The sequence below is a fragment of the Candidatus Xiphinematobacter sp. genome, from assembly GCA_016766635.1.
GTDB lineage: Bacteria > Verrucomicrobiota > Verrucomicrobiia > Chthoniobacterales > Xiphinematobacteraceae > Xiphinematobacter.
Window position 1 is genome coordinate 17,257 of sequence record CP068473.1, and the last position, 24,048, is coordinate 41,304.

15 protein-coding genes and 2 tRNA genes are annotated in these 24,048 nt (G+C 49.0%); 10 read left to right on the forward strand and 7 right to left on the reverse strand.

All coding sequences use genetic code 11. From position 1 onward, the window contains the following. Positions 1-140: 140 nt before the first annotated feature. From cobA to JMM79_00090, 3 genes are read right to left on the reverse strand one after another with little or no spacing between them, the layout of a single operon-like run. On the reverse strand, positions 141-1,658 hold the full coding sequence (gene cobA / locus JMM79_00080; GenBank protein ID QQY08385.1) for a uroporphyrinogen-III C-methyltransferase: 1,518 nt from the start codon (positions 1,656-1,658) through the stop codon (positions 141-143). Positions 1,659-1,685: 27 nt separating this feature from the next. Beyond that, positions 1,686-2,594 carry a hydroxymethylbilane synthase gene (hemC, locus tag JMM79_00085; GenBank protein QQY08386.1) on the reverse strand — a complete coding sequence of 303 codons (909 nt, stop codon included), beginning with the start codon at positions 2,592-2,594 and terminating at the stop codon, positions 1,686-1,688. Continuing rightward, entirely contained in the window at positions 2,591-3,673 is a 1,083-nt protein-coding gene (locus tag JMM79_00090; protein QQY08387.1) for a glutamyl-tRNA reductase, read from the reverse strand. Before JMM79_00090 ends, hemC begins: the two co-directional genes overlap by 4 nt. 717 nt (positions 3,674-4,390) lie before the next feature. Between JMM79_00090 and JMM79_00095 the strand changes: the two genes are divergently transcribed. Further along, complete coding sequence (locus JMM79_00095) at positions 4,391-5,413, forward strand: polyprenyl synthetase family protein (protein ID QQY08388.1); 1,023 nt, start codon at positions 4,391-4,393, stop codon at positions 5,411-5,413. Positions 5,414-5,467: 54 nt separating this feature from the next. On the opposite strand, the gene JMM79_00100 is transcribed toward JMM79_00095, so the two are convergent. Further along, the gene (locus JMM79_00100) at positions 5,468-6,838 is read right to left on the reverse strand and encodes an MBL fold metallo-hydrolase (GenBank protein ID QQY08389.1); all 1,371 of its coding nucleotides are present in this window, start codon (positions 6,836-6,838) and stop codon (positions 5,468-5,470) included. 528 nt (positions 6,839-7,366) lie between these two features. On the opposite strand from JMM79_00100, the gene JMM79_00105 reads away from it, so the two are divergent. Further along, positions 7,367-7,438, forward strand: a tRNA-Glu gene (locus tag JMM79_00105). Between the two features lie 97 nt (positions 7,439-7,535). On the opposite strand, the gene JMM79_00110 is transcribed toward JMM79_00105, so the two are convergent. Next, entirely contained in the window at positions 7,536-8,114 is a 579-nt protein-coding gene (locus JMM79_00110) for a hypothetical protein (GenBank protein QQY08390.1), read from the reverse strand. A gap of 509 nt (positions 8,115-8,623) precedes the next feature. Here JMM79_00110 and lysS point away from each other — a divergent pair. The 3 genes from lysS (at position 8,624) to lspA (ending at position 13,392) form a co-directional block, all read left to right on the forward strand. Beyond that, positions 8,624-10,078: a lysine--tRNA ligase gene (gene lysS, locus JMM79_00115; GenBank protein ID QQY08391.1), complete on the forward strand. Its 1,455-nt coding sequence runs from the start codon at positions 8,624-8,626 to the stop codon at positions 10,076-10,078. Positions 10,079-10,166: 88 nt separating this feature from the next. Next, the gene (gene ileS / locus JMM79_00120; protein ID QQY08392.1) at positions 10,167-12,950 is read left to right on the forward strand and encodes an isoleucine--tRNA ligase; all 2,784 of its coding nucleotides are present in this window, start codon (positions 10,167-10,169) and stop codon (positions 12,948-12,950) included. Continuing rightward, positions 12,913-13,392, forward strand: a complete 480-nt coding sequence (lspA, locus tag JMM79_00125; protein QQY08393.1) for a signal peptidase II — start codon at positions 12,913-12,915, stop codon at positions 13,390-13,392. The genes ileS and lspA overlap by 38 nt, the downstream gene beginning before the upstream one ends. Before the next feature lie 165 nt (positions 13,393-13,557). Here the strand turns inward: lspA and JMM79_00130 are convergent, their stop codons facing one another. After that, positions 13,558-14,127 carry an orotate phosphoribosyltransferase gene (locus JMM79_00130; protein QQY08394.1) on the reverse strand — a complete coding sequence of 190 codons (570 nt, stop codon included), beginning with the start codon at positions 14,125-14,127 and terminating at the stop codon, positions 13,558-13,560. Between the two features lie 1,301 nt (positions 14,128-15,428). On the opposite strand from JMM79_00130, the gene JMM79_00135 reads away from it, so the two are divergent. Further along, positions 15,429-16,232, forward strand: coding sequence for a TIGR00282 family metallophosphoesterase (locus JMM79_00135; GenBank protein ID QQY08395.1), 804 nt, complete (start codon positions 15,429-15,431; stop codon positions 16,230-16,232). A gap of 102 nt (positions 16,233-16,334) precedes the next feature. Continuing rightward, positions 16,335-16,407 (forward strand) — tRNA-Glu (locus JMM79_00140). 148 nt (positions 16,408-16,555) lie between these two features. On the opposite strand, the gene ilvD is transcribed toward JMM79_00140, so the two are convergent. Further along, on the reverse strand, positions 16,556-18,265 hold the full coding sequence (ilvD, locus tag JMM79_00145; GenBank protein QQY08396.1) for a dihydroxy-acid dehydratase: 1,710 nt from the start codon (positions 18,263-18,265) through the stop codon (positions 16,556-16,558). A 713-nt stretch (positions 18,266-18,978) separates the two neighbouring features. Here ilvD and JMM79_00150 point away from each other — a divergent pair. From JMM79_00150 to JMM79_00160, 3 genes are all read left to right on the forward strand, one after another. Continuing rightward, positions 18,979-20,046 (forward strand): Mrp/NBP35 family ATP-binding protein, encoded by a 1,068-nt coding sequence (locus tag JMM79_00150; GenBank protein QQY08397.1) that lies wholly within the window; start codon positions 18,979-18,981, stop codon positions 20,044-20,046. 720 nt (positions 20,047-20,766) lie between these two features. Beyond that, positions 20,767-21,723: an aspartate carbamoyltransferase catalytic subunit gene (locus JMM79_00155; protein QQY08398.1), complete on the forward strand. Its 957-nt coding sequence runs from the start codon at positions 20,767-20,769 to the stop codon at positions 21,721-21,723. Continuing rightward, positions 21,638-22,987 carry a dihydroorotase gene (locus tag JMM79_00160; GenBank protein ID QQY08399.1) on the forward strand — a complete coding sequence of 450 codons (1,350 nt, stop codon included), beginning with the start codon at positions 21,638-21,640 and terminating at the stop codon, positions 22,985-22,987. Before JMM79_00155 ends, JMM79_00160 begins: the two co-directional genes overlap by 86 nt. Positions 22,988-24,048: the final 1,061 nt, after the last annotated feature.

Here is a 24,048-nt window from a genome sequence, read left to right on the forward strand (position 1 = left end):
AAGTAGCCGAGAAGAGTTTTCGCTTCCTTTTGCCTGCGCTTTTTTATAGGGAGCAGAGCAAGCCGTCCCCCTCCTAGGGCAATAAGACAGACACATGAATAACGAAACCGCCAGTTTGTGGCACGTGATATGGCGATACCTCACGGATCGGTAGCGTAGTGCCTACAAATGGCCTTCACCAAGCCTGGAATGGTATGCTGGGCCGCTTCAATATCAACTGAAAACCCAAGTCGAGTCAAAGTATGTGAGGTAATGGGACCGATGCTAGCCGTCTGGAAATTTTCAGGTGGTGAAAGTCGAAGTGTGAAGAAGTTTTCCACGGTGGAAGAACTAGTGAATGTAACAATATCTGCTCCTTCCTCTAGAAAGCGTCGTATACCAACATATTCATTATTTTCCGGCACTGTACGGTAGGCAATTGCTTCATCTACAATAGCACCCAATCGAGAGAGCTCCCTTCTTAAAAAGGGACGAGCGTTTCCCGATCGGGCCAGGAGAATGCGTAAATTCTCCATGCTTGTCTTTTCCAGGAAGGCCCTTACAACAGCTTCTGCTATATACTGGGTAGGCATGAGATCTATCTGCAAATGGTAAGAGCGGATTCGATCCGCGGTTGCTGGGCCGATAGCTGCAATGCGTGTCCCACCAATTTCTCGAACATCTTCGTAAATTCCGAAAAACGCTTGGAAAAAGGCGTCCACCCCGTTCGGACTTGTGAACACTAACCAATCATATTTATGAGCATCTGTGACGAGTTGAAAAAACGCTCCTTCGTCCTGCGGAGGCTCGATACGAATGGTGGGCAATTCAAAAGCATCCGCTCCTAAATCGCGGAGAGCTCTCAGAAGAGTACCAGCTTGCAAAGTACTACGAGTGACGGCCACGCGTTTACCAAAGAGTGGACGAGATTCAAACCAGTTCAATTTCTTCCGCAACCGTACTACGTCACCAAAGACAGCAACGGCAGGTGCAGTAAATCCGGATTCTCGGGCCTTCTGTGAAATCTCCTCTAGTGACCCGCACAGAGTTTTCTGGTAGCCCGTAGTTGCCCAACGGATCAATGCTACAGGTGTACTTCTATGCATGCCGTGGATAAGGAGCTCCTCAATAATTGTCTCTAGGCGCGCCATTCCCATAAGCATAACCTTAGTACCACCTACATGGGTAAGCGCCGCATAATCCAGTTTGGATGAAAGCTTATTGCGGTCTTCATATCCAGTGAAGATCGTTAGACAGGCGCTGTAACTGCGGTGAGTAACTGGTATACCAGCGTAGGCTGGCCCAGCAATGGCAGAGGAGACGCCCGGAACAATACCGAAGGCAATACCAGCCTCAGCGAGAGCCTCCGCTTCCTCACCGCCGCGTCCAAAAAGAAAAGGATCTCCTCCTTTTAATCGAACCACGCACAATCCACTTTTAGCTTTTTCTACAAGTAACCGGTTAATCGCTTTCTGAGAAAAGGCCCTCCGCCCTACCTCCTTACCGGCATAGATACGTTCTGCTGACTTGGGCACAAAATGAAGCAATTCTGCTGAACACAAGTGATCATAGACCACAACCTGTGCTTTAGAGAGGCATTCTTTTCCAAGCAGAGTAAGAAGGCCAGGATTTCCTGGACCGGCTCCAACGAGGTAACAAAATCCTCTTTCGTTTTCCATACCAGTTCCTCAATCAGAATATCCCATCTATCTCGATGAAAAAGTGGAAAAAACTTGCGTTGCTACTTCTTCAGCATTGGAGGCTGTTGCCTGAGCAAAACGGAAGAGAGTGCCTTGGAACCAAGCAGCCTGGAGGTAAATAGCCCCTGGGAGCGGTTGAGCCAGCGCACCTAGAGCCGAATGGCACCCCCCACCCAACTTCTTTAAGAGAAGGCGCTCCGCATATACACATTCTCCGGTGATAGGGTCATGGAGTGGCATGAGTAGTTGGCGGGTTTTCGTATCCTTTTCTAGCGCTTGAATGGCGATTGCTCCCTGACCAGGGGCAGGCAAAAAATCTTTCAGAGCCTGTGCATACAGGCCAAATCTTTCACAGAGACCCCCAGGCGTTAGGGCATATAACCTTTCTAGTGCAGCCCTAGCAACTATAATAGCGTGAAGTCTGCTGGTCCCCGCTAGCTTAGCAAGGCGCGTCTCCACGTTGCCACGTATGCCCTCGACGACAAGATCTGGGCGTTGTCTGAGAATCTGAGATTGCCTCCGTTGACTGCCTGTGGCTACATGGGCTCCCCTAGGTAGTGCCTCAAGTCCACCCTCCCGTTTAGAAACGAGAGAATCCTCACACGAAGCTCTTGGAAGGACAGCGCCAACAACTAGCCCGGAAGCGTCCTCCTCCACAGGCAAATCCTTGAGGCTGTGTACCGCTACATGGATTGTCCTTTGTAAGAGGGCAATCTCCAGCTCCTTGGTAAAGGCTCCCTTGTCAAGTGGAGAAGCCACTCCCAGTGGAGCATCCACTCTCATGTCAGCCTGTGTGCGAATAATGACCGTATCCATAGAAAGCTCAGGATACGCTCGAGAAAGCGCAGTCTGGAGGAGGAAACTTTGTGCAAGCGCAAGGTTGCTCCCTCGCGTGCCAATCTTAAGAGTCTTCATACGGACAACAGCTTATGGGAGTCTTTCCAAGTGGACTGATGTAGACGAGCAACAAATCCACGCACATGTTCTTCGATAAGAGCCTCACAACAATCAAGTTCGCAATGACGAATGTTGATAGACTGTTGAGCAATATCCTGCAGGGAGTCGATATCGTAAAGGAAAACACTGTCTAGGTTGCTGGCAGAGGCTTCAATATCGCGAGGTACAGCCAAATCAATAATGAAAACTGGTCGTTGTCTCCTCTTTCTCATGAGGAGAGAAAGCCGTTCGCTTGTAAGAATTGGATAGGGTGCACTGGTAGAACTGATAAGGATGTCTACATCGGGAAAAGCATCTTGCCACTGAGCAAAGTGTAGAGCCTCCCCTCCAACCTCAGCTGCGAGGTGTGCTGCTCGCTCGTAAGTACGATTAGAAACAAAGGTACTCCGTACGCCTCTAGAAATTAGGCTGCGCGCTGTACGTTTACTTGTTTCTCCGGCACCAAGGATCATAATGCGGCACTTCTCGAGATCATCAAAAATCTTCTCAGCAAGCTCTACTACCGCCGCTCCTATAGAGGTCGGACCCCGGGTAATTCTTGTCTCTGACCTCACCGTTTTTGCTACCCGAAAGGCGTATTGGAAGAGCTTATTTAGATGCCTGGAGGTAGATCCTCCTCTCAGAGCTTTATCATAGGCACGTTTCACCTGTCCAAGTACCTCCGTCTCTCCCAAGATCATGGAGTCCAAGCCACTGGCTACTCGGAATAAATGTCGTACGCTAAAAGGTATCGCATGGTGATAGAAGGGAGCCTCGTAACCCACTCGATCGCTCAGAATATCCTGAATCCTTTCCCCGCTGAGCCTCGGACAAATCGTGGCTACATAGAACTCTACTCGGTTACAGGTGGAAAGGATTACGGCTTCATGGAGCCCTTCAATTTGGTGGATTTGATGAAGTAATATTTCCATCTCATGTGGAGGCAGGGCAAATCGCTCTCGCATGGAGATAGGAGCGATCCTGTGGTTAATTCCTGTGCAAAGGATATTCATCAAAACAGATGTGGAGGGGTAGTAAATCTTGGGAAGGGTAGTCATGGCGACGAAAAAAGAGCACTGAGAAATAATGCCAGTGGAGCCAGTGGGAGCTGTCCTACTGGCAGGAGTCCCTTTTTACTTAAAATGTCTCGTTAGTCTATGGAAAGGGATAAGCTTCGGAAGCCAAGAGACCCCGCAGGCTATTGCAATTTGCAGTTGCCAGTTTGCAGTTGCTTAAGTGGCGGGACTGACAATGGAAGAAAAAATCTGTACACAAACCCTAATAGGCTACTAAATGTCCCCAAGGAGTAAGTGACCTTCCCGATCCTCGGGGCCTCTCTGTTCTCTCGGCCGGTACAGAGCTCCTCCGTGAGGAACTAAGAGGCTGAGGAAAGCCAAAGAAAGGGAGGCACCTAAAGGTTCGTTTTTGTGCGGAGCTATGGCCGTCCAGGCAAGCAGGCAAGTACCGGGGTGTTGCGCCCCTTGCGCCCCCCTACCGCCTTTCCCCCACCACCCTCCGCAACCTAGTTCATTAATGACAAGAAATACAAGAAAAGGGATGTGTATCCTCCGCCCAGTTTGCCTCGTAACGAATTTCTTGAAGACTGCTACTACACATCCACACGCTCTCTCTGCAGATAAGTTAGCTAAAAATAAAGAAACAGCGAAACAGCACATGTTTCTCCTTAGTTTGCTTTTTAGCGGGAGGAGAGGCCCACAGCTCTCACACCTCAATACTTACTTTTAAGGAGAATGACCCACCTAGAAAGTTCTCAAATGAAGAGGTTGGTTACTCTTCCAAATACGGTGTCCTTTGCATGTAAACAGGTAATAGAATTAGTTTGTGCCCACTTGCATTCTGTTGAGGAACAAATTCTCCAGCAATCCTGTCTCTTCAATCCTATGGTAAGGAGCTATATCGCCCATGTAACGAGCAAGGGTGGGAAGCGTCTACGTCCTATTCTCACCCTGCTTGCAGGTGGGGCTACCGGTAAAATTACTTCGGAGCATATAGACCTCGCCGTTGTCCTTGAGCTCATACACACTGCCACGCTGGTGCATGACGACATCATAGATGGGACGGACTTGCGCCACTCTAAGGCCACAGCTAATGCAAAGTGGGGAAACACCCTGAGTGTCCTTCTAGGGGATTGTTTGTTTTCCCATGCTCTGAGGCTTTCTGCTAGTTTTGCTAACCGGGAAATTAGCCGCAAAGTTGCGGATGCAGCCACTGAAGTCTGTAGTGGTGAAATCCTTCAGACTCAGCGCCGGTTTGATCTTCAGCTGAGTATAGCTGATTATCAGCGTATTATCGAGATGAAGACGGCGGCGCTTTTGGCCCTGTCTTGCGAGCTTGGCTCCTTAGTTAGTGGAGCCAGTGCAAGCACAGTCGACACCCTGCGCCGGTTCGGCCAGCAATTAGGAATTGCCTACCAGATCTATGATGATTGTCTGGATCTAGTTGGCAGCGAGACCCAGGAGGGAAAGACGCTGGGGACGGATCTTGAGAAGGGGAAGTTTACGCTGCCAATACTTCTAATGCTTCATTCCAAAAAGCTCGACGGTAACGATGAAGCTAATGTCCGTCTATCACTTCTCTCTAGGAAAAGAGGCGTTTTGGAGACAAGCACTCTCATCAGTATGGTGTTAAAAACAGGTGCCGTACGGGCAGCATCGCGAACAGGGATCCGTTTTCTGAAACGGGCAAAAAACAGCCTCCTAGGCATAGAAGAAAATAAGCACACCCTGGCACTGCATTCCATGGCATGCCAGCTAGAACTCATGCTCGATTTGCTATGAAGCATGACCCGGGATGGCTACCCCTCAGAGAGGGGGAACTCCTCTGAAGAATTACTATAAGTCCACTGCTTGACCAGGTTGGGGGAGGATAATCTTTGTTTCCGGAAGCGCCTGAGTAAGAGATCCACGGAACCATTCCAAAGCTAAAAAGTCTCCATGTGCTAGCACAATAGTCTTAGGCCGGATACGTAGTGCGTATGCCAAAAGCGCTTCGCGAGAGGAATGGGCGCTGAAATTAAACTCCTTGCACTGGCACTTCCTTTTTAGCGCTGGAAGTCCCACCTCCAGGACGACCTCTTGGTCAATCACGGTTCTTCGTATCTTTCCTGCAGGTGAGTCGGCGTCCACGTAACCGACAAAGAAAAGACCTTGTCGGGAAGATTCAAGAATACGACGTGCAAAAATATTGGAGAGCGTGTTTTCTGACATCATGCCGCTTGAAAGCGCAAAAATGGACTGCTGCTTTGGGCAGCAGGATCCGATTTCTGCTCCACTGACTATCTGTGGAGTCATTTCTTGCAGAAGCTGCAGTGCCGGAGAATGGCGGCGAGTGTTTGAGGCGAAGGTATCGTACACCAGCGTGAGTTTAGCGCCAAGTCTACCTAGGTAGACAGGTGCTGCTGGCAGCAGTCCGCGGATGCGCATTTTCCAAAACATCGCCAGCAGCTCTTGTGTTTTTCCCAAGGAAAAGACTGGAATAGTAACTGCCCCGCCCCGCTCAAATATTTCCTTAATTGCTTGTGCCAGCCGCAATTCTTCGGCATCTCGCGTGAAGTTTTTTGCCGCGGGTGAATCTCCCCTGGTGGTCTCCATCATAAGGATGTCTATTCCTCCTTTTGGAAAGTCAGCTCCACGGAGGATGGACTGGTCACTGAAATTAACATCCCCTGTATAGAAGAAGGTACGCCCCTCACTCTCAATGAGAATACCTGCCGACCCTAAGACATGCCCAGCGTCGAAAAAGCATAAGCGCACATCCCGCATTTCCCTCCCAAAAAAACTGCAAGGATAAAAAGTATGACCTATGGAATACGGCTGCCATAACTCCGAACATCGGTCTACTCCTCGATGAGTGAAGAGGGGGTACTCTGGAAGATTGGCTGCCTCCTTCCGTCGCATCATAACATTGACGGAGTCGTGCAACACAATGCCCGCTATACATGCTGTAGCAGGTGTCATGTAGATGGGTACGTCGCGAAAGCATTTGGTTAATGCGGGGAGAGCACCTATGTGGTCATGATGGGCGTGTGTGAGCACCACGGCGTCTACATTCTTACCTTCGAGAAGAGAAAAATTCGGAAGTGCTGCCAATCCCTCCATTCTAGGGTGAAAGCCGGCATCTAGCAGGATGTTGTTTTCTCCTGCTCTCAGAAGGTAAGAGTTAGCCCCAATCTCCAGGTTACGAGTTAGATTAGTCAACTGCATCTGGTAACTATCCCTGTATTGCTTGGAAGCGATTATGCTTTACTCCCTTTATAAGGGAAAACAGGCATGTCGTTGTGTACTATCGTTGTTACTACAGCGGGAGCCTGTTCAGTCAGTTATGGAAGGTTAACTATGTACAGCAGCAATAAAGCTCGTGAACGGTGCTGGGTTCTATAGCAAGTAGCGCGAGTTCTCGTAAGAAATAAATAAAGCTGCAGCCTAACATGAAAACAGCCTTGCTCCAAAAGAATCTCAGTGCTGTGCTACAGTGGGGGGTCTTTTTTTCTCTGACGTGAGTATATAATCTCATACTACAACCAAGTGTACATTAGAAATGGCTTAGCCATAGGAACAAAGCCGGTTGCACTCGCCGACATCTCTCACGCAGTGTTGTGCGCTCAATTATCTTTGCTTTCTCACATTTGCAGATAGAGTCAGCGCTTTTACCCTTGCTAGGGTGTAAGGAGCTCATGTTCCTCAATTCCAGAATAAAATAGGCCGCCGTTCGTTCCGATTTTTCGATTGCATGGCGCATTCGACTAGTGGTTAGGTCACAGCCCTCTCAAGGCTGGGGCACGGGTTCGATCCCCGTATGCGCTGCAACCGGGGCGAGGAATGTAGGGTGAGGCTGTGTGGGTAGCCACAACGTAGAGGGGCGTATTGCGCGCGTATTTTTTTATGCGTATTTATTTATTTGTTATCTGGTCCATGGCTTCCTTGTTGAAGGAAGCGCTCCTCCCTCAGCATATCCGCTGGTATAATCGGTCGGACCAACCGCCCCGATCATTTCGCGCCGGGTAGCGATTCGCCACTTTCGGCTCATGCTCCTGCCCGTGTAACAACCCCAACTTTTGATGAAGGCCCTACGGGTAAAAACTCCCCTCCGAATTTTAGCCAGCTGATCTTCGTGCAGATAAGCCTTAGACGTTCCGTCGATTTCATTGCTATAATCAAACATGAAGCAGGCACGGTTAGCATGGCCGAAATACTCAAAGCCGTTGACCTTAACAAGGTTCCTGTTTTTAGACTGGGTAGCAGACCCTGAAGTAGTAGAAACTCCATTTCCATTTAGGTAGTCGATGATCTGCTGTCCTGAGTAAAACCAAACCAACTCGACGTTGTATTTCCTTTGAATGGACCTAATACCGCAGATTATATTCCTCTCCTGACGCCGTTGCCGGCGCTCGTATCCTCGCCGGTAGACGACCCAAGTAATTGGAAAGTCGGGACCGTACTGATCGCGCAACTGCTGAATGCGAACACGGCTGGCGCGCACGAAGTTCCCCCAATATTTGTCGTGCGGACAAGCCCTGCATCTCTCCCACTCCAGCAAAGATGGGCCCCCAGTTACGAGAACATATTCACTGCTCTGCTCAGATGGAACAGAAAAGCAATAAGAAGAAAAGAGTAGGACCTCTATTCCCAGGATAAGCAGGAACAGCGTAAAAACACCCGGGATGGCAGCATAGCCGATGTTCTTTGTAATAGGTGTGTGAAAGGCGGTTGGCGTTCCTCTTATCTTAGATAGCCTGCTCTGCAGAAGTGCCTTCGGCCTCTGCGCTCTACCTCTTCCTATATTCGAGAAGCAAGGTGGCACAATTCATCGTACGATTTTGCGGATTTCCGCCCCAATAGTTAAGGAAAATATGCTGACTATCACTAGCAAGTGGCAATTCCGCATCTCTAGTGAGAAGCAAATTCTCATCCTTTACCTTGTACATGTCTACCGTGTTGTTCCATAGAATTCTTGTTCTGTAAGCATTCTTCTGTTTTCATCCTTCCAGGATGAAGGAAGTTCTACTTTCTGAGTTGGTTGCCGTTCGGAGACGCAAGCTGGAGAGCATGCGGGCATCTGGGATGCGTCCATACGGTATGCGCTTTACAACCAATGGATCTATTGCCTCCGTCCGAGCACAATTTGCCGAGGGTAAGCTCCTCTGTGTAGCTGGGCGAGTAACTGCCTATCGCGACATGGGCAACAGCCAGTTCCTAGACCTTGAAGATATCACCGGACGCATGCAAATTTTTGTCTGTAACAAGGAAATTAAGCTGGAAGACCTGGAAGTATTGCTTCTGCTGGACATCGGGGATTTTCTTGGAGTAGTGGGGGAGTGCTTTACTACGAGGACCAAAGAGCCCACCCTTCGGGTAAAGACCCTGCGGGTGCTCTCCAAGGCCATTCGATCATTACCAAGCAAGTGGCATGGCGTCCGGCATACTGAGAAAAAATACCGGCAACGTTATTTAGATTTAATTTCCAATCCTGCTTCCTGTGAGATTTTCCGACAGCGAATTCGAATCATCCATGAGATTCGCAGCTATTTGGATAGGAATGGATTTTTAGAAGTGGAGACTCCTATGATGCAGGTAATCGCTGGTGGTGCCGCAGCTGAGCCATTTAAAACCCATCACCGTACATTGGACATGGACCTGTTTTTACGCATTGCTCCAGAGCTCTACTTAAAACAGCTTCTTGTTGCTGGATTTCCCAGGGTATTCGAGCTAAACCGCAACTTTCGAAACGAAGGTGTTTCTCGTTACCACAGCCCTGAATTCACCATGCTAGAAGCCTATATTGCCTATTCCGATTTCGAGCAAATGGCTGTACTTGTGGAGGAAATGATCTGCCACATAGCAAAAAGAGTTTGTGGCGGGTTACTCGTCCAACATAAAAATGCGACAGGTGAGGTAATCCGCACCATTGACTTAACTCCTCCATGGAAACGGGCACGGTATTCTGATCTCATCCGTTCCGTACAGCCCGGCTGGTACGAGTTAAGCCTTGCTCAAAAGCGCGTCTGCTGTGCTCAAATGGGGTTAGAGATTACTAATTCTCAGGAGGATTTTGAAATAACCCAGCGTGTGTTCGAAAAATTTGTTGAAGAAAAAACTGTTGATCCACTTTTTGTAACTCATTGCCCCCAGGAGCTTGTTCCCCTTGCAAAACAGAATGAAACAGATCTCTCCGTAGTAGATGCTTATGAGCTAGTAATCAACGGTCATGAAATTTCCCCAGGCTACTCTGAATTAAACGATCCTGATATACAACGTAGGCGGTTGGAACACCAGTCCGGCGGAGAGATACAAAAGTTGGATCTGGACTTTTTGACAGCCTTGGAATACGGAATGCCTCCCGCCGGGGGACTCGGTCTTGGCGTCGATCGGCTGGTCATGTTGCTAACTGGGGCAGAGTCCATTCGGGACGTTATCCTATTCCCTCACATGAAATCGAAGAATTAGCGGGAGTGGAATTGTTGGGTAAAAAGCATTCAAGCAAAAGAGGAACCACAATCCAGCGGGCTTGTGGCAATGGTAATCTTCCTAATGGATGAATACAAATACAACAAATACATATAGGCAGTCCTTAAACCTTCCAAAAACGGATTTCCCGATGCGGGGCAATCTGCCCATACAGGAACCTAAGATCCTTGCGCATTGGCAAAAACAAGATCTCTACCAGCAGCTTCAGAAAGTACATAGGAATCAGCCGCTTTTTCTCCTTCACGATGGACCTCCTTTTGCCAACGGAGACGTTCATGTTGGGACCGCCCTTAACAAGATACTTAAGGATTTTGTTGTTCGTTCAAAATCCATGGCAGGATACCGCGCTCCGTTTCGACCGGGATGGGACTGTCATGGCCTTCCGATTGAATTTAAAGTAGCTCGCCAATTTTCACATTTGAGCCCCGTAGAAATACGAAAAAAGTCCGAAGAGCACGCTCGAAGATTTATCCGAATTCAAAGAGAACAATTCATGCGCTTAGGAGTGCTAGGAGACTGGAAAAATCCTTACTTGACGCTAGATCCATCCTATGAAGCCGATGTGGTACGCTGCTTTGCCCGCTTCGTGCAAGAAGGACTAGTTTACCGTACCCGCAAGCCAGTACTTTGGAGTACCGGTGCGCAGACAGCACTAGCAGAAGCAGAAGTCGAATATAAAGAAAAGGTCTCTCCTGCCATCTATGTAAAATTTCCTATCTCCACAGAAGAAGCTCTACGCAAAGCGCTTCCCACTAGTCAGCCTATAAGCTTAGTTGTTTGGACAACAACGCCTTGGACGCTTCCCGCTAATTTAGCAATCGCGGTGCATAACGAATTCGAATACGAGGTTGTAAGTACAGGAACTGAGCTCCTGATCATAGCCTACCAGTTAGTAGCCAACTTCCAAGAAAATATCGGAGTAGCAGTAGAAAGGGGAATTCGGAAATACCTTGGGAACCAACTAGTCGGAACACGGGCACAGCATCCTTTCTTAGATCGCAACTCAGTGGTCTACGCGGCGGAGTTTGTTACCCTGAAGGCAGGTGTAGGGTGTGTTCACGTTGCACCTGGTCATGGTGAGGATGACTACAGTCTCGGGCTACAGCATGGTCTTGGACTACTGTCTCCAGTGGATGATTATGGAAGATATACCTCCGACTGCGGTCTTCCATCACTGGTTGGGGAATATGTACTGGATGCTGATGAAAAAATCATTTCCATACTGAAAAGAAAAGGAGCCTTAGTAGGACGCTCAGATTATGTTCATAGCTATCCGCATTGCTGGCGTTCAAAAACTCCGCTGATTTTTAGAGCTGTTGAGCAGTTCTTCATTCGTATTGAGGACTTACGCCGCAGGGCATTAGAGGAGGTCGAGCGGGTCAACTGGCTTCCGCATTGGGGTAAGAACCGTCTTCGTGGTACCATGGAATCTCGGCAGGATTGGTGTATCTCACGCCAGCGCGTGTGGGGTATCCCCCTACCTGTATTCTACACTACTACTGGTGACCCAATTTTGGATCCAGACTTAATTAATCGGGTTGCCGAGATTTTTTCCAGAGAGGGAAGCGATTCTTGGTTTAGAAAAAGTGATGCTGAATGGGCTGATCTCCTCGGTCTCTGCCAAATCACACGTCGAAATGATACGCTGGATGTCTGGATAGAATCCGGTGTGAGCCACGAGGCCGTGTTACGCCACACCAGCGGTCTTACTTTTCCTGCAGACCTCTACCTTGAAGCCACAGACCAACACCGCGGATGGTTTCAGTCTTCGCTCATGACTTCAATTGCCCTTAACCGCATTGCCCCATATAATGCCGTGCTCACGCATGGATTTGTGGTAAGCAGAGATGGTTTGGAGAAGATTTCTAAGTCAGGGCAAGAAAGTTACAAAATGCCCACTAAGGTTCAGCATTTTGTAGAAAAATTTGGGGCAGATGTCGTTCGACTTTGGATTAGCAGTGTCCGCTTCACCGATGACATTCCATTTTCAGGGGAGGTTTTTGCACGCTTGACTGACTCCTATCGTCGCATCCGAAATACACTGCGCATTCTCCTGGGAAATCTCGACGGGTTTAGCAGTGTAACGCATCAGCCAGTTCTCTCGACATTAATAGACAAATGGCTGCTTGCACGACTGCGGCAGGTGTCAGATTTTTGCCTAGAGGCGTACTCTAGGCTAGAATTCTACCGAGTCTATAGTGCTATCAACCGCTTTTGTACAATCGATTTGAGCAGCCTCTATATAGATATTACTAAGGATCGGCTGTACTGCGATGCGCTCTGCTCCGAGCGTAGGCGCACCGCGCAGTGGGTCATGTATAATGTTTTCGACGCCCTGTGTCGTCTTATGGCACCTATCCTGGTTTTCACTACTGAAGAGGCCTGGGGACATTTGCACCCTGGTGAGTCGGTTCATCTCCAACACTTTCCACGGGGGACACATAATGTAGGAGAGAGGGAGATTATGCACAAGTTTTCACAACTTCTAGAGGTGCGTTCTAAAGTTGGTATTGCCATTGAAACTGCTCGAAAATCGAACGTAATTGGCACTCCGCTTCAGGCACGTGTATTGATACGAACTACTAACCAACAAACCATCGCTTGTTTTCAGGAGAGACCTGAAGAGATAGAGGAAGTATTAATTCTTAGCGATCTAGCAATCCTTCAGGATTCCGTTGATTCCATTTCTATTGTCCCGACTTCCTACCGAAAGTGCGCACGCTGCTGGCGGCATCGTAGGGAGGTTGGAGAAATGCCAACCCACGACTTATGCGGACGTTGCTATGATGTGCTCCAGCGGATGGAAAAGAGTCATGATAATTCTCCTTGCTGTGACTTCTTATCTACTTGACCGAGCAACAAAATTCTTGGTTTTTCAGCACCTTCCTCTCTTTTCTTCGGTTCCTATTGTTTACAATGTCTTCTACCTAGTCCATATTCAGAACACTGGGGCTGCTTTCGGGATATTCCAGGACCGCAACTGTCTCCTCGCCGTGCTGGCGTTGGTTGCGCTTGCAGCGATGGGAATCCTACTCGCGCTAGGGGCATTCCGCACCCCTTTCGGGAGATGGAGCGTGGGCCTGTATCTAGCTGGGATTTCTGGAAATCTAACCGACCGTCTCTTGTATGGAAGTGTGATGGATATCTTTGATCTTGTGGTCCCATTTTTTGGGCACTGGCCAGCGTTTAATATGGCGGATTCTTACATCTGCATTGCAACTGGCTTATTTCTTTATGATTCCCTTCATGAAGGGGATGTGCGGCCTCCAACTGATAACCCATCCAAGCTTTAAGTTAATTGTAGACTGCCCTTCTTCTAGTAGAAGACTTCCTGGGTCTGGGGGGTCTGGAGATGTTTTCCCCCCTGAGATAGTTGGAGCCAAATCCCCTATCTAGGATCTCTCCCCCTTGAATAAATCCCTGCAAGATGTTTTCCCGACAGGTTTCAAGGGGTGTTCTCACCAGGTCCCCCCTGGGTAGATAGCTGGTAAGGCTTGCAGATCTAGAGGAAGGTTATGGGCCTCAAAAGTCTCTATCTCTAGCCGAACTAGATGAATAAATGGGCATCCAAAGTCTGGAGTGGTACTTCCACTTCGGTCTACAATGGTAGCTATGGCCACAACGACCCCCCCCAAGGATTGAATAATATCACTAGTCTGCCGCACTCTTCCACCTCGGGTAACGACATCTTCTGCAATAGCGATCTTTTCTCCAGGAGAAATGGTAAATCCCCGTCGCAAGGCCAGCTCCCCATCCGGGCCTTTCTCGGCGAACATATGGCGCCCGTTGAGATGGCGCGCAATTTCTTGTCCCACTAGAATTCCTCCTAAAGCTGGAGAGACAATGGTCTTGCAGCCAAAAGGAAGTAACTTTTCTGCTAGCAAACCGCAGATATATTCGGCGGTCTTTGCATACTGTAGGAGGAGGGAACATTGGAAAAATTCTCTGCTGTGGAGCCCAGACCGCAAAACAAAGTGTCCTCGTAGCAAGGCACCAGCCCGGTGGAACAGATCGAGAAGCTCATTCATACGCCGCTAAATTTAAAGAGACCTTCTGGCGCTAACTCCAGCGGCCAGCATACTTACAAGTAGAAAGTAGAACCAGCTGGGAAATTAAAGAGGTTACAAAGCACGTGCTAAATAACAAGGGCGATATCACTCTTCTAATCTTGTTTAGAATCCACCACGAAGTACAGCCAACGGCTAAGTTATATGTCTTGTGCAGAAATTAAGTTGAACTAGAGTGAGTAGTATTGAACGAGGTCACTTGTAATTTCCTCGGCGCACTTATGATAAATACTTAACCTCTTGGATACGCTGTGCAGACATTGGACGCCTGGGCGGCTGGCCAGCCTGCGCGCGCGATTAGAGATTAATTACTTTCGGATTGTTCATTACATAGCTTCAAAGACTACCGGGCAACTGAAGAGACGGGTTTGCGAGCAGGTTACACACCTAACGTGAGGGTTTTATTCGCTTAGCTACTCTCTAAACGTGTAGGAGGGAAGTTCTGTCATTTTCTCTAGGGGGCTCCGCCATAGTTTTTGGCTAGAATCTCCTGGAGATACTACTAAAAGCCCTGCAGGGGCATATCAAACCGCTGTTCCTCCTTTGCGAGCTCTATCCTATAAAGGGCTCTATTGACCAAAAGTGCAGATTGTTTTTGGAAGTCAGCTGCAGTCTCTTCTTACCCTTCAAACTTTCATATCTCCCTCTTTGAGAAGAATTTTCCTTTTGACCGACGAGTAACGCTCTTCCACCTTGGTTTAATCACTTCCTAAGTGACCTGGATTCAGAGGGATATGAAGTCCGGCTAGTGGTTTGGAAAGTAGTACGCCAGAAAAATTGAGAACGAATCTTCCAAGTGTTTGGAACACTGCTGACGCTCTTCTGGTCCAATGCGAAATAGAGAATAAAAGGACGGCAACCGTTCGGATAACGGCTTTTTGCACGATGAGGCGTGCGACCGGTGGATCTACTCTACCTATCCCGGTGACCGCAGGAGTGCAGATACCGTTTGGCTGCTGAATCGTTGTAGGTTATAGTGCACTGGGATTTGTTCGACCGTGACCAATCAGGGGACGCAGCAAGTACACTAAGGTTCATGTAGCACCAGGGCCATCGATCTTTAAAGAAAAAAAGAAAAGAGACACGATGCCCTTAGGATACGAGGTCATAAAGCCATGAAAGTGCGAACAACTTGGCTACAACACTCTTGCCCAAAACTGGGCAAAGCAAACTGCCAGAGTGCTCACTCGGTAGCGGCGCTAAGGAAATAAAAGCACCCAATAGACTACCTCCATATAAGTATATGTGTACAATTTCAGGCTATGATCAGAATCCTTTTTCTAGGAGATATTGTCGGAGAGCCTGGTAGAAATGCGGTGGCACAGTTTCTTCCCGGATTTAAAGAGCGTGAGAGAGTAGATTTCACCATCGTCAACGGGGAAAATTCTGCAGGAGGGCGCGGGATTACACCCAAGATTGCCGTTGCTTTGCTACGACTTGGAGTGGCCGTCATTACAACCGGAGACCATGTGTGGGATCAAAGAGAGCTTTCCTCGTATCTCCCTACGGAACCGAGAGTGCTTCGCCCTCTTAATTACCCCCAGGGTACTCCTGGCCAAGGGAGCATCGTATTAGATACTACCAAGGGGAAAGTAGCTGTCATTAACATACAGTGCCGTACTTTCATGCAACCGATTTTGGAAAATCCCTTTCGCATAGCCCTAAGGGAAGCCAAATGGCTACGCAGTGAAACTCCTGTTATTTTCGTAGATGCCCATGGAGAAACTACTAGTGAAAAAACAGCCCTGGCACATTACCTAGACGGGATTGTATCCGCTGTAGCAGGCACCCATACGCATGTTCAGACAGCCGATGAACAGATACTTCCCCAGGGTACTGCATTTCTCTGCGACGCTGGAATGTGCGGAGCGGAACACTCCATCTTAGGTCGGGAAATAGCGCCGATTGTAAGGCGTTTTGTGAACAACTTACCGGTAGTATTTCCTGTAGCACAAGGCATAGTGAAGATTTGCGGCGCTCTGGTGGACGTGGACGAATCTACAGGGCATGCTACTGCTATTCGTCGTATCCAGGAACGCATGCAGCCCACTATGGCAAACGTTTAAAGTCTAAAAGGTCCTTGCAAAACCTAGGAGAGGAGTTCCCTGGATTCTACTTGCCACCATTATCGAATTAATACACTGTGTGCTTCCTTTATGTTGTTGGTGGACCCTATCGTCTAGTGGCCTAGGACATCGCCCTTTCACGGCGGTAACACGGGTTCGAATCCCGTTAGGGTCGCTGGCAGCCTTGCCGTGTAGTCTTGGATGAAAACACGTCTCGTAGCCTGCCAGGAGTGCTTCGAGCTAAGAAGGCAGCTAAAAGTACTGGCAATACAAAAACTTAAGTTAATCTGCTCGTTGACTTGCGTGAAAAAATCAATCCAAAGCTACCACTTTTCCTTTCCAGGAAAGCAGTCTGTGACCGCACCACAGGAAGCAGAGCTTACCAGGGCAGCGTATTTTGCTAAGACACCACAACGGTAGTGCGGGTTGGGCCTTTTCCACTGTAGGAGTCGATCCTCCAGTCCCTTCTCAGGAATATCCACAGAAATAACCCGAAGGACGGCATCGATAACAATCTGATCACCGTCCTCAACCACGGCTAGTGGACCACCCTCAAATGCTTCCGGTGTGATATGACCTACCACAAATCCATGCGTCCCACCAGAGAAGCGTCCATCGGTAATCAACGCAACTCCCTTACCTAAACCGCGCCCCATCACGGCACTGGTTGGGGCAAGCATTTCTCGCATCCCAGGTCCCCCCTTGGGGCCCTCGTAGCGAATGACGACTACATGCCCTTTACGGATCCTACCATCTAGGATAGCTTGCAGTGCTTCTTCCTCCGAATTAAAAACTCGCGCTGTCCCAGAAAAATACTCGCCCTCCTTCCCAGTAATCTTAGCTACGGCTCCAGCTGGCGCCAGGTTGCCCTTTAATATTACCAAATGGCTGTTCTTTTTGATCGGATCCTCAAGTGAGCGGATGATTCTCTGACCCTTAGGGTAGTCCTTAGATGAGACAAGATTTTGTTTGAGGGTTCTCCCGGTAACCGTTAGGCAGCCACCATGCAACAGTCCTGCATGCAAAAGCTTCCGCATCAGAGGAGTAATACCACCAATTTCTACAAGCTCGGACATGAAATGATGCCCGCTGGGCTTGAGGTCAGCTACCACTGGTACTCGCTCACCAATCCTATTGAAATCGCCTATAGTCATCTGAATGCCCGCTGCATGTGCAATAGCGAGCAGATGGAGGACGGCATTGGTGGAGCCACCTAGCGCAATAACGACAGTAATTGCATTCTCCATGGCTTCGCGGCAAAGGATATCGTGAGGACGAATGCCGCGCTTCAGCATCTCCACAACTGCTTCTCCGGCTTGTCGGCAGTCAAGCTTCTTCTGTTCAGACACAGCCACCTGTGCCGAACTATTTGGTAAACTGAGCCCAAGGGCCTCTACTGCCGCCGCCATGGTGTTAGCAGTATACATCCCACCACAAGAACCTGGGCCAGGGATAGCGCAGGATTCCATGGTGTGCAATTCAGCATCGCTTATCTTACCCTCTGCATGCTTGCCGACTGCCTCAAAGACCGAAACAATATCTACCTTCTCCCCATTCACACAGCCTGGAAGGATAGTCCCACCGTATACGAAGACAGCAGACCGATCCATCCTGGCAATTGCCATTGCACATGCTGGAATATTTTTGTCGCACCCGCCTATGGCAACAAAGCCGTCAAGATTTTCCCCACCTACTACCGTTTCGATAGAATCCGCAATGACCTCCCTGGAAACCAGGGAGTACTTCATACCTTTGGTCCCCATTGCAATGCCATCTGAGATAGTGATGGTATTGAAGATAAGGGCTTTTCCACCCACAGCTTCAACACCTCTAACTGCTTCTTGTGCCAGATGGTCAATATGCCTATTGCAAGGAGCTACCGTACTCCATGTAGAAGCAATTCCTACCTGGGGTTTTGTAAAATCCCCTTCTGTGAAACCTACCGCGTATAGCATTGATCGGTTGGGAGCCCGATGGGCCCCATCCATGGCAACGGAAGAAAAGGGGCGGAGATTACGATCTGTTTTGCTCATTTAATTGGCGCGGTATGGGTTTTTGAAGGGTCTGAGTCTGATTTGGGCGGGCTGGCAGGTACGTATGCAGCGGCTGGCTACACTGTTTTGTTTCGTAAGAAGGAACCCTGGTCACCCTACTCCGGTGGAGGGGGTCATAAAAGGCAAAAATCAGAGCCCCAGAAAAAAGATGAAATGGTAGTGGCTGACCTTCGTATACCATAGCAAACGTAGACGCTTGCCTGGGTAGGCTAAGGGATGATTGCGTTTCTTGCAATGTCTCTTAATTTGCTTGGCTCAATAGCTTTGTTGTTATTGAGGCCTTAAGGAACCGTAAGAACTCCTAGACTCATACTGTTTTGGTTCTTACAATCCAAATCCAGCAAGAAAGAAGTAAGAATCAATTGGGCAACTAGACTTCCTATGATAGGTTAGGTGGGAAGTTGTCCGATGGCCGAGTGGCACTATAGCAAAGTGTCGGGTGGATGAGACCTAGCCGGCGATGGGTAGATAGCGAGCGTAGCGGGCAGCTCCACCAGTGCGGGGGAAGAGGAAGATTCAGATTGCTTTCTCTTCTTTTTGCCTGATCTTGAGTGGTCAGATATCAGTTATGGTACCGCCCCATATACGTATACGAGGGGCTTACCATTCAGGGGCTTACCATTTCAGGCCTTAGTGTGGATAGAGAATTCCGGCTGTGGATGTGGTATTTTAGTGAAAAAGGATGACATTGTATGCTAAGCGAGGGTGATGTACGCAAAGCCTTACAGAATGTAAAATACCCTGGTTTCAACCGGGATATTGTCTCCTTTGGTCTGCTTAAGACGGTGGAAATCTCTGATGACAACGTTCACGTCGAGCTAGACGTCACCGCGGAGGATGCCCGCATCCCAGCAAAGATACAGGCAGAATCCGAGCGCGCAATTGCGGCGCTCCCAGGGATTAGTCGTGTGCGAGTGAATGTCAAGCACCAAAGTCGTACATGCTTAACAAGCGGCCCTACTGCTATTGAGGGTGTCCGGTACGTGGTTGCTATTGCTAGCGGAAAAGGTGGGGTTGGGAAGAGTACAGTTGCTGCAAATACAGCGGTTGCCTTGCAACATATCGGTGCTAGAGTGGGGCTCTGCGATTGTGATGTTTACGGGCCGAGCATTCCCCTCATGTTTGGGAGTAAGGAGCGCCCCTGCATGGACGATAAAGATCGTCTCCTTCCCATCGAACGCCATGGGGTCAAATTAATGTCCATGGGTTTTCTCCTGGAGGATGAACGCACTCCCGTTATTCTGCGCGGTCCAATTGTGACCCGTTATGTGCAACAGCTCCTCCGCCAAGCACACTGGGGTAGTCTGGATTACCTCATCCTAGATCTCCCACCAGGTACGGGCGATATTCAGCTGACAGTGGTACAAACTGTTTCCCTTTCCGGTGCCATCGTCGTAACTACGCCGCAGGAGGTTGCGCTACTAGATGCGCGTAAAGCGGCTGCCATGTTTGTAAAAACTCAGGTATCCATTCTAGGAATAGTCGAAAATATGAGTTACTTTCTGTGTCCTGGAGATGGGAAGCAGTATGAAATTTTTGGTAAGGGAGGAGGTGCCAGAGAGGCTCGCCGGCTAGGGCTTCCGCTCCTGGCAGAGATACCGGTTCTTTCAGACGTATGCGCCACGGGAGACAGTGGCCGACCTATTGTAAAGGAGATGCCTCACTCTATTGTAGCTCAGTCTTTTCTGTCGCTTGCCTCTCACATAAGAGAGCATTTGGAAAGAAAGCATTTGGAAAAATGCGACCAGCCAAGAGAGTAGGTAGGAGCAAATGGCGGAAACCCCCCATTGAGGTGTGAAGTAGCTCCCTATCCAGAGGCTCTGTTGTGGATGAAGTCGCACGAGAATGTCTCTTGAAGGGTGGAAGAAAGGGTGTGTTGCCGCAACCCTGTTCCAGTGGGACGTGTGCCCCCCGAGGGGGGGGATCTTTCACAATAGTATGGGGAGAGAAGCTCAGGAGTTCCATGGGATGGCCAGCATGCATACTGGATTTCGGCAGCAAACACTGTCAAGCCAGGCGACGATGGTCTGTGTGGCACAAGGCAGCCTTTCCGGAATGGGAGGTAGCCCGTTTTTGAAATTTTTACTTTAATTGTTCCAGCGGCTCCCCTGCTCTGGAGAATGGCACTACATGTTACAGGGGCCTCCATGTTTTTTGCACTTTCCTCGTAAGGACCAGGGCCCGGCGAAGACGTACGCACGGTCCCTGCAGCTCACCTCGCTGACCCCTGTACAGCAGTCTCGACGTGCGTGCCCTTCTTGTGGCACAGTAGGCGCCTTTTACCTTCTGCCTATAGGCTTACCCCCCTGTAAGCACATCCAGTAGAAGGTACTTAGGGCACACGCCTAAGACTAATTGATACGGGAAAACCACGCTTTAACCACTGCAAGTTTGTTTGGGAAAGTCCATTTGTGCCAAAAAAATTAAGTTGAACCAAGAGTCAAGCTTCTATGTGCGCAGAGCAAAACCATAAACGGCCTATGAACGTCTGGAAACACAAGGACCTAATTTCTCTCAGTGGACTCTCCGCTGAGGAACTCTGGTTTCTCTTGGAAGCGGCTAAAGCATTTAAGGGATTGAGAGGAGATAGAGTAAACAGTGTCCCTACATTACAAGGAAAAGCCTTAGTCAATTTTTTTGTAGAACCGAGTACGCGCACGCGCATATCATTCGAGCTTGCAGCGCTCCGTCTTGGGGCAAACGTAATCAACGTCTCAGCTACGATGTCTAGCTTGCAAAAAGGCGAGACCCTCAAGGACACTGCTCTTAGCTTGGAGGCACTCCATGCCGACATTATTGTCCTGCGCCACGGCTCTGCAGGAGCTGCGCAGCTTCTTGCTAAATACTTACGTTCTAGCGTTATTAATGCCGGAGATGGAGCACACGAACACCCAACTCAGGGGCTTCTCGATGGATTTACCATTTGGGAAAAACATGGAAGATTAGAAGATCTAAGGGTTGCTATCGTAGGCGATATTCTTTTTAGCCGTGTGGCACGCTCTAACATCCACCTCCTAGTAAAACTAGGAGCGAAAGTTACCCTGGTGGGGCCCAGCACGTTGGTTCCCCGAGAGTTTGAAGCCATGGGCGTCCGGATTACCCACCGTATGGAAGACATCTTAGAGACCACTGATGTTCTCAACCTACTCCGCATTCAATACGAGCGCCAGTGTAGGGAATATTTTCCATCCGTAAAAGAATATATTTCTCTTTTTGGATTGACAAAACAGCGGGCAGCTCGCCTGAAATCCAGTTGTTTAGTTATGCATCCCGGGCCGGTCAAGCGTGGGATAGAGGTTGACAGTGAGGTGGCAGATGGTGCCAAAAGTGTTATCCTTGAGCAGGTCGCTAATGGCCTGGCTGTCCGAACGGCTGTTCTCTACGCCTGCGGTGGGGGATCGGCAGAGTATCGTGGAAAAAAGTCTGAAGATCCTTAATGGTCATGTCATCGACCCTGCCAATGGCGTGGATAGGGTCTGTCCTGTTTATGTGAAGGACGGACGTATCGTTTCTCACGAGCCTAATGAAGCAGAGCGGATTGATGCTAACGGGCTTGTAGTTGCCCCTGGACTTATTGATATCCATGTTCACCTACGGGAACCTGGTCAATCTCATAAGGAGACTATTGCTTCCGGGACGCGCGCTGCAGCCGCAGGAGGTTTCACCAGCGTGGTTTGCATGCCGAATACTTTTCCATCGGTGGATAATCCAAGTATAGTCAGCTGGATTCAAGAAAGGGCCAGGCGAACAGCTTCAGTAAATGTTTTCTGTGCCGGGGCAATCACTAAAGGCTTAATGGGCCAAGAATTGGCTCCAATTGGCTCCATGGCTGAAACCGGTATTGTTGCAATTACGGATGACGGCTTTTGTGTGCAGAATCACGGTCTTATGCGGAGGGCGATCGAATACGCCAGAATGTTTGGGCTGCCGATACTTGATCACTGTCAAGATAACAGTCTAGTTTTAGGGGGGGTAATAAACGAGGGAGAATGGAGTGTACGACTTGGCATGCAAGGGTGGCCATCCGTCGGCGAGGAGCTTGTCGTAGAGCGTGATATTCTTCTCTCTGAACTTTGCCGACACCCCATACACTGCCAACACATCAGCAGTGCTGGCAGTGTGAGGCGCATCAGGGAGGCCCAGAAGCGGAAGATCCCCATCTCTGGTGAGGTTTGTCCACACCATATTTTCTTCACTGATGAACGGGTTGCTGGATTTGATACATGCTTTAAAACGAATCCCCCGATTCGTTCTGAAAAAGACATCGCAGCTATCCTAGAAGGTATTTCCGATGGCACACTGAATATTCTCTGTAGCGACCACGCACCCCATGCTTCCTTTGAAAAGGAAGTAGAGTTCGACCAAGCGCCATTTGGTATCACCGGCTTAGAAACAGAATTCTCCGCATTCTGCGACCTCCTTGTTCATAGGAAAAGAATCATCTCCCTTAAACGCCTAATTGCACTCTATACTCTTTACCCTGCACGGCTGCTCCATTTGGATCGTGGCACACTTTCTCCCGGAGCCTTCGCCGACATTACCTTGATTGATCCCAATTTGGAATGGACATTCCACAAGCAAGAGTCGCTTTCCATGTCTCATAATACACCATTTGATAACATGACCTTTTGTGGTAGGGTCGTCCGGACTCTCGTAGGAGGACATACAGTTTGGATGCTGGAGGATAACGAAACGAGCTAGCCACTTTCTTTTAAGGTAGAGCAGGACAAGTATAGCCTGGGGGTTTGGGATGCCACACTGCTTGTCACAAGCAGTGTCACGCGCGCCAAAATTTGTGTCTGAGGCAAATGCTGTACCAACGTACCCATGGGCCGGTAAGCTTGATGGAGAGCAATAACGTACTCATTACTCTCACCCAAACGTAGATATCTCTCCTCAGGTACTGCCCACCGTGTCGGTCGGGGCCTCTCGCACGTAGCCTTTAAGGGGGACGCATATAATGCTTGCAAAATCGCTTGGATGACGGAAATCCATTTGTATTCCGTCGACTCTTCTATCAACTGTCCTTAAAATTCGGCGAGGGTGTGTCCCTGAACTATGTTGCTTATTATTTCTAAAACTGTGTGGAGTTTAGTTCTGTTTCCGCCGCCTACAACAATTGCCAGCTAGCTCTGGCAAGACAGGTGCTGGCACGCCGTTTCTACAAGAACGGAAAGAAAGGAAGCACACTCAACGGTCCCATTCTTTGGCTACTCACTCGGGAGTAATACCATCCTGATCAAAAATGGATGAGTGCTATCGCAGCTTTTTCATGGAGGTTTCTCCTCGATGGGACTTTCCCACGTACAAGAGCAACGCAGTACAAACGCTGTCTTTTCCCCTTAGAGGAAGGTGCGCGCAACTGCAGTCGTCGTTCAGAATGGATAGGGGAAGGACATTGGGATTAATGGGATAGTTCGGGACACAGTAGTCTTAGCTGCTGGCGGAACATTATGCTTTCTGATGTACAAATTCTCACAGCCAGGGATTTCTTTGTTAGTCAATCGGCACTCATAGGAAAGTCCCTACCGCAAATCTGCTGAATCGGGATCCCTAAACATTCAGACACGCCCAGAACCACCCGATACTTGTTTTATGGTCGGCAACTAGTTATCGGATCGGAAAACGGCTATCGTGTATGCAATTGGAAGAAATACTCTCTCTGGAAACATTCCCGGAATGCGCAGCGCAGCGCAAAGAGGTTGCTTTTTCGAAAAGGGTCTTTCCACAACTTTTCCATGTTGATGGCGCGTGTGTCATGG